This window comes from Streptomyces sp. NPDC018045 (assembly GCF_044327445.1).
Classification (GTDB): domain Bacteria; phylum Actinomycetota; class Actinomycetes; order Streptomycetales; family Streptomycetaceae; genus Streptomyces.
Map to the genome: position 1 here is coordinate 316,208 of NZ_JBIRFL010000006.1, position 11,983 is coordinate 328,190.

Annotated in this window: 10 protein-coding genes; 1 reads left to right on the plus strand and 9 read right to left on the minus strand. The window is 74.6% G+C overall.

Features of this window, described 5'->3' with window-relative positions; genetic code table 11:
• Positions 1–42: 42 nt before the first annotated feature.
• The 5 genes from ACH4EB_RS17320 to ACH4EB_RS17340 form a co-directional block, all read right to left on the minus strand.
• Positions 43–1,092: a 2-hydroxyacid dehydrogenase gene (locus ACH4EB_RS17320; RefSeq protein WP_398348358.1), complete on the minus strand. Its 1,050-nt coding sequence runs from the start codon at positions 1,090–1,092 to the stop codon at positions 43–45.
• Between the two features lie 64 nt (positions 1,093–1,156).
• A complete protein-coding gene (locus tag ACH4EB_RS17325; RefSeq protein ID WP_398348359.1) occupies positions 1,157–1,789 on the minus strand; it encodes a histidine phosphatase family protein in 633 nt (210 codons plus the stop codon).
• A complete protein-coding gene (locus ACH4EB_RS17330) occupies positions 1,786–3,291 on the minus strand; it encodes an FGGY-family carbohydrate kinase (protein WP_398348360.1) in 1,506 nt (501 codons plus the stop codon). The genes ACH4EB_RS17325 and ACH4EB_RS17330 overlap by 4 nt, the downstream gene beginning before the upstream one ends.
• The gene (locus tag ACH4EB_RS17335; protein WP_398348361.1) at positions 3,284–4,885 is read right to left on the minus strand and encodes an FGGY family carbohydrate kinase; all 1,602 of its coding nucleotides are present in this window, start codon (positions 4,883–4,885) and stop codon (positions 3,284–3,286) included. Before ACH4EB_RS17335 ends, ACH4EB_RS17330 begins: the two co-directional genes overlap by 8 nt.
• 13 nt (positions 4,886–4,898) lie before the next feature.
• A complete protein-coding gene (locus ACH4EB_RS17340; RefSeq protein WP_398348362.1) occupies positions 4,899–6,221 on the minus strand; it encodes an MFS transporter in 1,323 nt (440 codons plus the stop codon).
• 276 nt (positions 6,222–6,497) lie between these two features.
• Between ACH4EB_RS17340 and ACH4EB_RS17345 the strand changes: the two genes are divergently transcribed.
• Entirely contained in the window at positions 6,498–7,277 is a 780-nt protein-coding gene (locus ACH4EB_RS17345) for a DeoR/GlpR family DNA-binding transcription regulator (RefSeq protein WP_398348542.1), read from the plus strand.
• Positions 7,278–7,340: 63 nt separating this feature from the next.
• On the opposite strand, the gene ACH4EB_RS17350 is transcribed toward ACH4EB_RS17345, so the two are convergent.
• From ACH4EB_RS17350 to ACH4EB_RS17365, 4 genes are all read right to left on the minus strand, one after another.
• On the minus strand, positions 7,341–8,828 hold the full coding sequence (locus tag ACH4EB_RS17350; protein ID WP_398348363.1) for an aromatic amino acid ammonia-lyase: 1,488 nt from the start codon (positions 8,826–8,828) through the stop codon (positions 7,341–7,343).
• 109 nt (positions 8,829–8,937) lie between these two features.
• Complete coding sequence (locus tag ACH4EB_RS17355; protein WP_398348364.1) at positions 8,938–9,483, minus strand: hypothetical protein; 546 nt, start codon at positions 9,481–9,483, stop codon at positions 8,938–8,940.
• Positions 9,484–9,535: 52 nt separating this feature from the next.
• Entirely contained in the window at positions 9,536–10,600 is a 1,065-nt protein-coding gene (locus ACH4EB_RS17360; RefSeq protein ID WP_398348365.1) for a beta-ketoacyl-[acyl-carrier-protein] synthase family protein, read from the minus strand.
• Positions 10,600–11,859 (minus strand): cytochrome P450, encoded by a 1,260-nt coding sequence (locus tag ACH4EB_RS17365; RefSeq protein ID WP_398348366.1) that lies wholly within the window; start codon positions 11,857–11,859, stop codon positions 10,600–10,602. The genes ACH4EB_RS17360 and ACH4EB_RS17365 overlap by 1 nt, the downstream gene beginning before the upstream one ends.
• Between the last annotated feature and the right edge of the window lie 124 nt (positions 11,860–11,983).

Below are 11,983 nucleotides of genomic sequence, written 5' to 3' on the forward strand. Positions count from 1 at the left end.
CCCTGCCGGGGGCGGCCCTCCGTCGTACCGGAAAGGCGCGGGTCAGCCGCCCAGCACCGCCGGGTTGGCGCAGTGTGCGAGCGGCTCGCCGCGCAGGAAGCGGGCGGTCTCGGCGGCGACGGTGCGGGCCGCCTTGTGCGCGACCTGGCGGCTGCCGCCCGCGATGTGCGGGGTGAGGACGACGCCGGGCGCGGACAGCAGACGGGACCCCGAGGGGACCGGCTCCTCGGGGAAGACGTCGAAGCCGGCCCCCCGGAGCTGTCCGGTCTCCAGCGCGTCGCAGACCGCGTCGTAGTCCACGAGGGCGCCGCGCGCGCAGTTGACCAGTACGGAGCCGGGCGGCATGGCGGCGAGCTGCGCGCGGCCGATCATGCCGCGGGTCTCCTCGGTGAGACGGGCGTGCAGGGAGACGATGCGGGAGCGGTTCAGCAGCTCGTCCAGGCCGATCTGCTCGGCGACGCCGGCCGACGCCCCGGGGGCCGCGTACGGGTCGTGGACGAGGACGTGCGCGCCCATGGCGGCCAGCACCTTGGCGACGCGGCTGCCGATCGCCCCGTACCCGATCAGGCCGACCGTGGTGCCCTCGATCTCGATGCCGCACTTGTCGTAGTCGTAGTAGTCGCCGCGCCACACACCCTGGCGCAGGTCGGTGTGGGTGTCGCCGACGCCGCGGGCGGCCGCGAGGAGGAGGGTGAGGGTGTGTTCGGCGGTGGCGGTGGCGTTGCGGCCGGGCGCGTAGCAGACGGCGACGCCGTGCCGGGTGGCGGCTGCCAGGTTGGCGTTGACCGGGCCGCCGCGGCCGACGCAGAACAGTTCCAGGTCGGGGCAGTGGGCGAGGATGCGCTCGGTGAGCGCCGCGTGTTCGGTGACGCAGATCCGGACGCCCTGGAGCGCCTCGATGAGCTGGTCCTCCGTACCGGACGCCTCGTCGACCTCGGCGACCTTGCCGAGCGGGGTGTGCGGCCAGGGCAGTCGCAGCTCCCGGATCTCCGCGGCGGTCACCGCGCCGCCGGTGGCCTCGCGGACCGCCTCGGTGAGCAGGCTCGGGAGGATGAAGTGGTTGCCGGCGGCGAGGACGGTGGGGCTGCTCATGGGGGTCTTTCTCCTGAGGTGTACGGCGTCGGGGTATGGCATGGGGGTATGGCGTCGGGGCGGGTCAGTGCCGGGGTGCGGTGGCCGGGGCGGGCGTGGCCGGGGCGTTGAGGCGCAGCAGCGCGGCCTGGCCGTCGCGGAGGCGCACTTCGGTCAGCGCGCCGTTGAGGAGCCGCGGGAAGACCCGCCGGTAGTCGGCGAGCGGGATGCCCAGCAGATGGCAGAGCAGGACCCGGAGGAGGGTGGAGTGGGCGACGATCAGGACCCGGCCGTCCGGGTGGGCGCGTTCGATGCCGGCCAGACAGTCGGCGGCGCGCCGGGCGGCGGCGCGGGGGTCCTCACCGCCGGGCAGGTGGTGGCCGACCGGGTCGGCGAGGAACGCCGCCAGCTCCTCCGGGAAGCGCCGGCGCATCTCGGCCCTGGTCAGGCCCTCACCGCGGCCGAAGTCCACCTCGTAGAGGCGTTCGTCGACGTGCGGGGTCAGGCCGCAGGCCGCGGCGGCGGGCGCGGCGGTGCGGCGGGCGCGGGACAGCGGGGAGCACCAGACGGCGTCCAGGCGGGCGGTGGCGGCCCAGTCGGCGAGGGCCGCCGCCTGTTCCTCACCGCGTCCGGTCAGCGCCACGTCGGTGAGTCCGGCGTACCGGTTCTCGGCGTGCCACTCGGTCTCGCCGTGGCGTACGAGGATGAAGTCGGTCACGGTGCGGCCCTCCTGCGGGCGTGGTCGGCCACGGTCTGGTCGAGCCAGCCACGGCGGGTCAGTTCGTCGAGGAAGCGGAGGTAGGCGGGGAGCAGGCGGGCGGTACGGGCCGGGTCGGGGGTGACCGGCGCGCCGGTGCGGACCATGGCGGCGGCGGCCTCCTGGAGGGCGACGCCGCCGGAGGTGGCGGCGAGCACGGCCATGCCGAGGGCGCCTTCGGCCTGTTCGGGCAGGTGGACGGGGCGTCCGAGCAGGTCGGCGCGGAGCTGTGACCAGTAGGCGTTGCGGGCGCCGCCGCCGGTGAAGGTGAGCGGCCCGTCGACGGGGGCGCCGAGGTGGTCCAGGTAGTCGAAGCAGAGGCGTTCGACGCAGGCGACGCCGAGCAGGCAGGCGTGGAACTCCTGGGCGCGGGTGGGCACGTCGCCGAGGGTGAAGGGCTCGGCGCCGGGCGCGCGGAAGGGGAAGCGTTCACCGCCCGACGAGACGAGGGGGTAGGTGACCGCGTCCCAGTTCCGGCCGTCGCGTTCCGCCTGCGCGGTGAGCGCGTCGAGGTCGTCGCCGTTCTCGGGGGTGAAGTGCCGGGCGATGATGCCCGCGCCGGAGCTGGAGGCGCCGCCGGGCAGCCAGTTGCCGTCCGGTCCGCGGTGGCAGTAGACGACGCCGTGCGGGTCGCGGATCAGGTGCGGGCTGGTGCCCTTGAGGACGAGGGTGGTGCCGAGCACCGTGTTCCAGGCGCCGGGAGCGAGCGCGCCGGCGCCGATCTGGGCGGCGCAGCCGTCGGTCATCCCGGCGACGACGGTGGTGCCTTCGGGGATGCCGGTGGCCTCGGCCGCGGCCGCGCAGACCGTGCCGAGGACGGTTCCGGGCCGTACGACCTGCGGCAGGACGCGCTCGGGCACGCCGAGCCGGGTGAGTTCCGCGGACGGCCAGCGTTCGTCGGCGAGGTGGTAGCCGGTCTTGAGGGCGTGGCTGGCGTCGGACGGGACCTGGTGGCCGGTCAGCCGCCAGGTGATGAGGTCGGGCTGGTGCAGCAGCCGGGCCCGGTCGCCGCGGCCGGGGTCCCGGCGGAGCAGCCAGAGCAGTTTGGGCAGCGCCCAGGAGGGCTGCATGGTGCGGTAACCGAGTTCCTGCCACACCGCTCCCCCGGCCTCGTTGACGGCCTCGGCCTGTTCGGCGGCGCGTCCGTCGTCGTACATGAGGCCGGGGGTGAGCGGGGTGCCGTCGGCGTCGGCGAGCAGGACCGTGCCGGAGGTGGCGTCGAGGGCCAGCCCGCGTACCCGGGCCGGGTCGGTCCCGGCGAGGGCCTCGCGGCAGGCGGCGGACAGCGCGCTCCACCACTGCTCGGGCCGCTGCTCGTGGCGCCTGCCGTCGCGGTGGCTCGTCAGCGGCCGGGAGGCGGCGGCGAGCAGCCGGCCGGTCCCGTCGACGGCGACACAGCGGGCGCTCTGCGTACCGAGGTCGAGACCGAGCCAGACGGCGTCGGCGGTCAGGGCGTCAGACACGGTGCGGGGCTCCTTGGGCGGGGGGCTCGGGGGGTGCGGGTATCGGGTGTGACAGGGCCGGCGGCCGGTCGGTGACCTGGGCGGCGCGGTGTGCGCTCCGGCCGGCCCCGGGGCGCCAGCCCGCCTCGCGGGCGAGGGCGCGCCAGTGCAGGAAGTCCTCGTACAGCTCCGCGTACTGGACGGTGCGCTCCGGGTCCGGCTCCCAACTGGTGCGCATACGGACGTACTTGGTGGCGGCGCTGTGCATGCTGGACTCGGCGCCGGACAGCACCAGGCCGGTGAGGAAGGCGCCCTTGGCGCCGAGTTCGGTGTCGCCGGAGCGGGCGGTCGGCGCCCCCGTCGCGTCCGCGATGAGCGCGCACCACGCGTCGCTGTTGGCGCCGCCGCCGCACAGCCGCAGTTCGCTGACGTGGGTGCGGGAGGCGGTCAGCGAGTCGCGCAGCACGAGCGAGAGGCCGTCGAAGACCGCGCGGGCCATGTCGGCGCGGGTGTGTTCCAGGGACAGGCCCCAGAACCCGCCGCGGGCGTGCGCGTCGAGGAACGGGGCCCGCTCGCCCGCCGGGGAGAGGTACGGCAGGAACATCAGGCCGCGCGCCCCCGGCTCGGACTCGAAGGCCAGCCGCGCCAGTTCCGGCGGCCCGGACAGGTGCAGGGTGCGCGCGGCCCAGCCGAGCACCTCGGCGCCGTTGAGGGTCGGGAAGGCGCGCAGGACGCGCTCCCGACCGCGGTAGGCGATGGTGATGCCGGACGGTTCGCCGGTGGTGTCCACGGCCGTACGGACGATCTCGGTGCACAGGGTGGTGCCGAGGATGCCGCACGCCTGGCCGGGGTTGACCACGCCGACGCCGCGCGCGGTGGCGGCGATGTCGTACGGGGCCATCACGACCGGGAGGCCGGCGGGCAGCCCCAGTTGACCGGCCGCCTCGGAGGTCATCTCGGCGATCCGCTCGTGCTCGCCCAGCACCGTGGGCAGCAGCCGTTCGAGTCCGGTGAGGCCGAAGAGGTCGAGGAGGTGCGGGTCGTACGCGCCGGTGGCGTGGTCGAGGAAGGGCGCCGAGGCGTCCGACTCGTCGACGGCTGTGACGCCGGTCAGCCGCAGGAAGAGCCAGCCGGCTGCGGTGAGCGAGGTGTGCGAGCGGGCGAGGCGGTCCGGGTCGTGCCGGGCCAGCCACGCGAAGATCGCGTTGGGCATGCCGGCGCAGGTCAGCGAGCCGTTGCGGCGGAAGGCCGCTTCCAGGACGCCGTCTTGCTGCCACCGGCCGACGAGGTCGCCCGCCCGGCCGTCGGACCACAGGATCGCGGGTCCGGTGGGGCGGCCACGCTCGTCGACGAGCCAGGCGCCGTCGCCCTGGGCGGTGAAGGAGACCAGCCAGACGGGGTCGGCGGGGCCGGGGCGGCCGGCGAATTCGGACAGGGCGTTGCGGACGGTGAAGACAACGGCGTTCCAGACGGCGTCCATGTCCTGTTCGGCCCGGCCCGGGTGGGGGCGCAGCACTTCGGTGGCGAGCCGGGAGACCGCGATCTCGCTTCCCCGGTCGTCGAAGACCACGGACTTGATCATCGTGGTGCCGACGTCGATGGTCAGTACGGACATCAGGAGCGTCCTCTCACGCCGGGGCCGAGGCGGACGGCGCGGCGGCCGCGGGCGCCGGGCCGGCCGCTCCCGCCGGCGCGGCGCCCGGCTCGTCCGGCAGCTTCAGGAAGACGGTGAGCACGGTACTGACCGCGTACATTCCCGCGAAGATCCAGACCACCCCTTCGACGCCGAGCGGCCCGGCGAAGACCGCGACGACGGCCGGTCCGACGAAGGTGCTGGCGCCGGCTCCCAGGTTGAGCGCCGCCAGCGCCTGGCCCTGGTGCCGCGGCTCCAACGAGGGCATCAGCGCCGATATCGGGACGTACCCTGCCAGCGTAGCGCCGTAGAACGCGGCGACCACCAGGGCGAGGCCGAAGTGGGCGCCCGCGGCCTGCGGTACGTAGAACAGCAGCAGGGTGCTGAGCGTGCAGCCCGCGCCGCCGCACCAGGCGATGGTGCGGCGCCAGCCGAAGCGGTCACCGATCATGCCGCACAGCAGATTCGCGACGATGTTGGTCGCGAACATCGCGCTGAGCAGGTGCAGCCACTGGGTGAGGGTGAAGCCGACGGTCCGGGTGAAGTGCACCGGCAGGATGACGAAGAACCCGAACTGCGAGGCCGTGTTGATGGTCCGTACGAGGGCGCCGGTGCCGACCCGGGGGTTGCGCCACAGGATCGTGACGCTGCCCGTGAGGGTGGCCAGCGGGCTGTCGCCCTCGCTGCGCGGCCGCCTGCCGCCGCGGTCGTCGCGGACCGGCAGCAGGGCGATCAGGCCCCCGGCGGCGACCAGGCCGAGGGCGGCCCACAGGGTGGCGTACGCGCCGATGTGCGGAATGAGGCCGCCCGCGACGAGCGAACCGAGGGTGGGCAGGCCGCCGGTGAAGGCGAACCAGAACCATCCCATGGCGGTGCCGAGCCGGGCCCGCGGCACGGCCCCGGCGATCCAGACGAGGAACCCGTACGCGAACAGCGGATAGCCCAGGCCGCGCAGCCCGTAGCCCAGCATCATCAGGGGGTAGCTGCCCAGCGGGAGGGCCGCGGCGAGGAAGACGACCTGGAAGGCGCCCCAGATGGCGAGGCCGGCCCACATGACGCGGCGCGGGCCGCACAGCTCGGACAGTACGCCGGAGAGCCAGGCGGCGAGGCCGGCCGCGACGCCGTAGACGGTGAACAGCAGCGCCACCCGGGGCTGAGGGACACCCTGGTCGGTCAGGTACGGCGAGAGATAGCCGGACTCGACCCCGTCCCCGATCATGAACAGCAGCAGGCCCAGATAGCCCGGGGCAAGGGTCGGCGGGATGCCCAGGCGGGTGATCGCCCGTGTGATCGGCGAACGCGGGAGAGGGTTCGTCATCGAATCTCCCCTTTCTACGGCGGCAGGCGGCGGCAGGGCCTGCGGAGTGGACGGAGCCGATGCAACAGTCCGGCCGAAACCAGCGTCAATGGTGGCCGGAAATCTTCGCACCAGGCCGGTGGCCTGCCGTGTTGTGTCCGGCCGGAGCTGCCGGAGGGGACCGCGTCCGCCGCGCGCGCCGCGTGAAATCCGTGCGAACATAACGCGGCGAATTCACACGGCGTACGGTGTGCGCCACGCGCCACGCGCGCCCGTACGGCACAGGATGTGAGCACCATGGACCGGCTCGAAGCCCAGGAGGAGCGGCGCCGCCGCGTGCGGGACACCGTCATCGCCCGCGGCTTCGTGCGCACCTCGGACCTCGCCGAGGAGTACGGGGTCAGCCTGATGACCGCCCACCGCGACCTCGACGCCCTCCAGGCGCAGGGCTGGCTGCGCAAGGTGCGCGGCGGGGCCACCGGCCTGCCGTCGGCGCAGTTCCACGGGAGCGTGGCCGACCGGATGGCGGTCATGGCACCGGTCAAGCAGGCCCTGGCGCGGGCCGCGGCGACGCTGCTGGTGCCCGGCCAGACCGTCATGCTCGACGACAGCACCACCTGTCTGCTGCTGGCGCACCGGTTCGCCGGGCACGCGCCGCTGACCGTCATCACCAACTCGCTGCCGGCCGTCACCACGCTCGCCAAGGAGCCCGGCATCTCGCTGATCACGCTGGGCGGCGCCTACTTCCCGGCGTACGACGCGTTCATGGGCCTGCACACGGCGGACGCGGCACGGGCCTTCCGCGCCGATGTGCTCTTCCTGTCCACCACCGCCGTCACCAACGGCCGCTGCTACCACACCTCACCGGAGACGGTTCAGGTCAAGCGGGCGATGATGGAGAGCGCGGCGCGGCGGGTGCTGGTCGCCGACCACACCAAGTTCACCAAGGGCGGGCTGTACGCGCTGGCGCCGCTGACCGACTTCGACCTGCTGATCGTGGACGACGGGCTGCCGGCGGCCGAGATCCGGGCCGTGCGGGCGCGGGGCACCGAGGTGATGGTGGTGCCGCGGCCCTGACCTCACGGGCCGGCGGGCCTGCCGGGGCGGCGGTCCGCCGGGGAGCGGCCGCTGCCGCGTCGGTCAACAGGCGCGGTCGAGCACATCGGCGGCGTCCCGGACCGACACGGCCCATGGCCGGTCCGGCGACACGGTCGGTTCCAGGGCGTCCAGGAGCCGGACGCAGGCGTCGGCGGCGGGGCGCCGCGTGCCGACGCGGACGGCCTGGCGCAGGGCGACGGCGAGCGAGCCGTGCAGCAGGCGCAGCGTCCTGGCCTGCCGGAGCGCGGTGAACGCGGCCTGGGTGCCGAACGGGACGATGTCCTGGTTGTGCCAGTTGGTGGGGACGCTCTGCATGGCGGCGGGGGTGGCGGCCCGGCGCATCGCCACCACCAGGGATGTCGCGGCGAGCTGGATGCCCTGCACGCCGTGGTCGCGGCCCGGGTCCTCGGCGAGCATCGGGTTGAGGCCGCCGTTACGCCGTGGGTCGATCAGCAGGTCGAGCTGGCGTTCGGCGAGGTTGGCGAGCTGGGCCGCGGTGATGGACAGCAGGTCGGCGACGAAGGCGACCTGCTGGCCGAAGAAGTTGCCGCCGTGGGCGACGAGATCACGCTCGGGGAAGAACAGGGGGTTGTCGCTGATGCCGTTGAGGTCGTCGGTGACGACCTGGCGGGCGTGGCGCAGACTGGTCGCCGCGGCACCGAGGATGTGCGGCGCGCAGCGCAAGGTGTAGGGCTCCTGGAGGGCGCGGGTGCCGCTCGGTTCATGGCCGGTGAGCCGTTCGCGCAGGTCGGCGGCGCGCTCGGCGGTGTCCTCGTGGCCCAGGGCCTCGAAGATCTCGGGGGCGGTGAAGTCGGGGCGGCAGCCGAGGACGCCGGCGAGCAGGGCGGTCAGCGCGGTGCCGGCGGCCACCGAGCGGTGCAGTTGGGCGAGCGCGAGGCCGGCTCCGGCGGCGGTCACGGAGGTGCCGTTGACCATGCCGAGCGCGTCCCTGCCGGTGAGCTCCACGGGCTGCAGCCCGGCCTCGGCCAGGGCCTTGCCGGCGGGCATACGGGTGGTGCCGATGTAGGCGTCACCGCGCCCCTGGAGGGACCTGAGGGCGTGGGCCAGGGGCGCGAGGTCACCGCTGGCGCCGACCGACCCGTACTCGGGCATCACCGGCGCGAAGGACGTGCCGAGCATCGCCACCAGGGCGTCCACGGCGGCGGGCGCCACGCCGGAGCGGCCCCTGGCCAGGCTCCACAGGCGGGCGAGCAGGGTGGCCCGGGCCACCGGCGGGTCCAGGTCGGGGCCCTGGCCGACTTCGAGGTGGCAGAGCACGTTCTCGCACTGGTCGACGCCCTCGTCCTGGCCCGCGTAGACGACGAGGGGGCCGAAACCGGTGGTGGTTCCGTAGACCTCGCGTCCCTCGCCGACGCAGGTGTGGAGGTAGTCGTGGCAGCGGGCGACGGCGGCGCGGGAGGCGTCGTCGAGCCGTACGGTGACGGGCCCGGCGGCGGATTCGAGCGTCTCGGGGGTCAGGACCGAGGGGAACCGCAGCTCGGCCGTGGGGGGCCGCAAGTTCGAGGGCATCGCTTTCCTTGAGTGGGGGTGACGGTGGAGGCGCGGGCGGGAGAGCCGCGGCCACGGTGACGGTCGGGGCACGGCGGGCGGCCGGTCCCGGTGCGGCCGGTACGGGCGGTCAGCGCCGCCCGGCCGTGAACAGGTGGGCCCATGCCGTGCCGGGCGCCTGCGGGCTGTCGCCGGGGTCGGCGGCGATGGCCAGGACCTGGTCGGCGTCGCCCGTGGCGATGACCCGAGCGGCGGTGGTGCGGGCCGCGTCCAGGAGGCCGCCGATGGCGAGCGTGGCGATGAGGGGGCCGGTCAGGCCCCATACGGTGCTCAGGTGGCCGAGCGCCGTGGACGGCACGTTCTGGAACAGCAGGGGTTTGGGCACCTGCCGCTGCCCGGCCACCGCGGCGTCGATGGCGGCCTGCGTCACCACGTCGCCGCGGGTGGCCGCGAGGACGAGCGCGGTGCGCGGGCCGAGCGCCGGGGGCAGCGGCGGTGAGCCGTACCGGTCGGTGAGACAGCGTTCGCCGACGGCCACGAGCAGGGGGGCGAAGGCGGAGGTGTCGAAGCGCGGAACGTCCGGCAGGCGGGCCGCCGGGTCGTCCGGCGGCGGCCATTGGGCGCGGGTCTCGACGATCAGTTCCATGGCGTCCTCATGAGGCTTTTCCGCACTCATGACGTCGTGCGGTACGGGGCGGTCAGGGGTTCCGGCATGGCTGAGGCGGCGGCTACGGCATCGCCAGGAGGAGGGCCGTGCAGACGCCGCCGAAGCCGCTGTTGAGGCTGAGCGCGTAGCGGGATCCCGGTGCGCGGCCCCGTTCGAGCACGAGGTCGAGGGGGCAGTCCTCGTCCGGGGCGAGGTGGTTGGCGTTGACGGGCAGTTCCCCGTGGCGGAAGGCGAGGGCGCAGACGGCCAGTTCGACCAGTCCCGAGGCTTCCAGGCAGTGGCCGTGCAGGGCCTTGGTGGAGCTGACGGGGGCCCGCGCGCCGTGCGGGGAGAGCGCGCTGACGATGGCGGCGGCCTCGCCCGCGTCGAAGGCGGGGGTGGCGGTCGCGTGGGCGTTGACATAGCCGATCCGGTCGCCGGTGACCTCGGCCCGGCGCAGTGCGGTGGCGACGGCCGCCGCGGGGCCCCGGCCGTCGGGGTGGGGGCGGCAGACATGGTGGGCCTCGCCGGCGTTGCCCCAGCCGCGGACGGCCGCCCACGGCGGTGCGGTGCCGGTGCGTTCGAGGACCACGGCGGCGGCGCCGTCGCCCAGCACCGGGCCCTCGCGGCCGGCGCTGAAGGGGCGGCAGACGCCGTCCGGGGCGAGGATGCCCGCACTGTCGAAGGCGGCGAACATGCTCGCGTCCACGAAGCTGCCGCCGGCCACGACGGCCCGCCGCTCGGCGGTGGTCCCGATGAGGTGGGCCGCCTCGGCGACGGCGGTGTTGGAGGCGGCGCAGGCGGCGGTGTGGACGGTGAGCACCTCACGCAGGCCGCAGGCGCCCGCCAGTTCCACGGCCAGGGCAGCCGTGTCCGGGCCGGCGTGCAGGGCGAGCACGAGCGGCGTGGCGGCCCGGTCGGCGGGCGACAGTTCGGCCTGGTCGCACGCTTCACCGATGAGCTGTTCCAGTTCGGCGTACAGATCGGGTGTGCCGGGGAGGGTGGCGGCGTGGCGGGCCCGGTGGCGCGCGGTGTCGAAGCGGGTGACCGGGGAGGTGGCCGGGATCCCGGAGGTCAGGCCCTGCCAGAGGGCGTCCGGGCCGTGGCCGTACGCGGTGAGCACCGACAGGCCGGTGACGCGGGCCATCAGGACACCACCGCGTGCCGGGGCTGGAAGGTGACGGGCAGCGCCGTCAGGCCGGCGGTGACGTGCAGGTGGGTGATGCCGCCGGTCGAGCCGCGCTGCCAGGGCAGTGTGTCGAGCGGCTGGGCGGCGGCGAGGCCGGGCAGCCGGTGGAGTACGGCGCCGAGGGCGGTGCGGCACAGCCCGAGGGCGAAGCCGCTGCCCAGGCAGAAGTGCGGGCCGTGGGCGAAGACGAGGTCCTGGCCGGAGTCCCGGGCCAGATCGAGGCGGTTGGGGTCGGCGAACCGCCGCGGGTCGCGGTTGGCGAGGGCGATGTGCACGATCACCGCGTCGCCGGTTTCCAGCTCCGCGCCGTACAGCTCGGTGGGCCGCAGGGCGAAGCGCGGCATGGTGGCCGCCAGCGGGGAGGTGTAGCGCAGCAGTTCGTCGAGACCTTCGACGACCCGGGCGGGATCGGCGAGGAGGTCGGGGCGGTGCCAGAGCGTGTAGAGGCTCGACGTGAGGAAGTCGGCGACGGGCTCGTAGGCGGAGACGAGCAGCAGGAAGAGGGTGGAGGTGAGCTGCCCTTCGTCGAGGCCGGTGGCGTCGGCGTGCGCGATCATCGCGCTGACGGGGTCGTCCCCGGGGCTGCCCCGCCGGAAGGCCACGAGGTCGTGCAGCAGCTCGCTCATCGCTTCCCGGTCGGCCGCGTACTGCTCGCGGTCCGGTGAACCCGGGGGGTCGAACAGCGGGGACGGCCCCCAGCGGCGGAGCTCCAGCGCTCGGCGGACGAAGTCGGCCGGATATCCCAGCAGGCCGGTGATCGCCCGGACGCCGAACGGATGGGCGAACTCGCGGACCAGGTCGGCCCGGCCGCGCCCGGCGATCGCGTCCAGCAACTCCTCCGCCACGCCCTCGGCACGGTCGACACAGGCCCGTACGCGCTCGGGTGTGAACGCCGACGCGCCCAGCTCCCGCAGCCGACGGTGGAGGTCGCCGTCGGTGTTGAGCATGCTGCGGACGATGCTGTCGGTGACCTGCGGTCCGGTGAAGCCGAGGTAGCGCGTCCAGCGCTCGCCACCCCGGACGGCCGGTTTGGCGAAGCCGGTGTCCGTCAGCACCCGGCGCGCGGCGTCGTACCCGCTCGCGACCCAGGCGGCGGAGCCGTCGGGCAGCTCCGCGCGCCACACCGGGGGCTCGCCGCGGGTGTCGATGCGCTCGGCCTCGGGGCTGTGGCGGACCCGCGCGTCCATCAGAAGTGCCGTACCGGGACCAGCGGCCACCCCAGCCTCCCCACACGTCGATTACCAACAGTCACAAACACATTACCAGTAGTAATAACATGGCACTACGCGTCCCCTCGAACGGGTGACGCACCGCCAGGCACACCATGGCCGACCGGACACC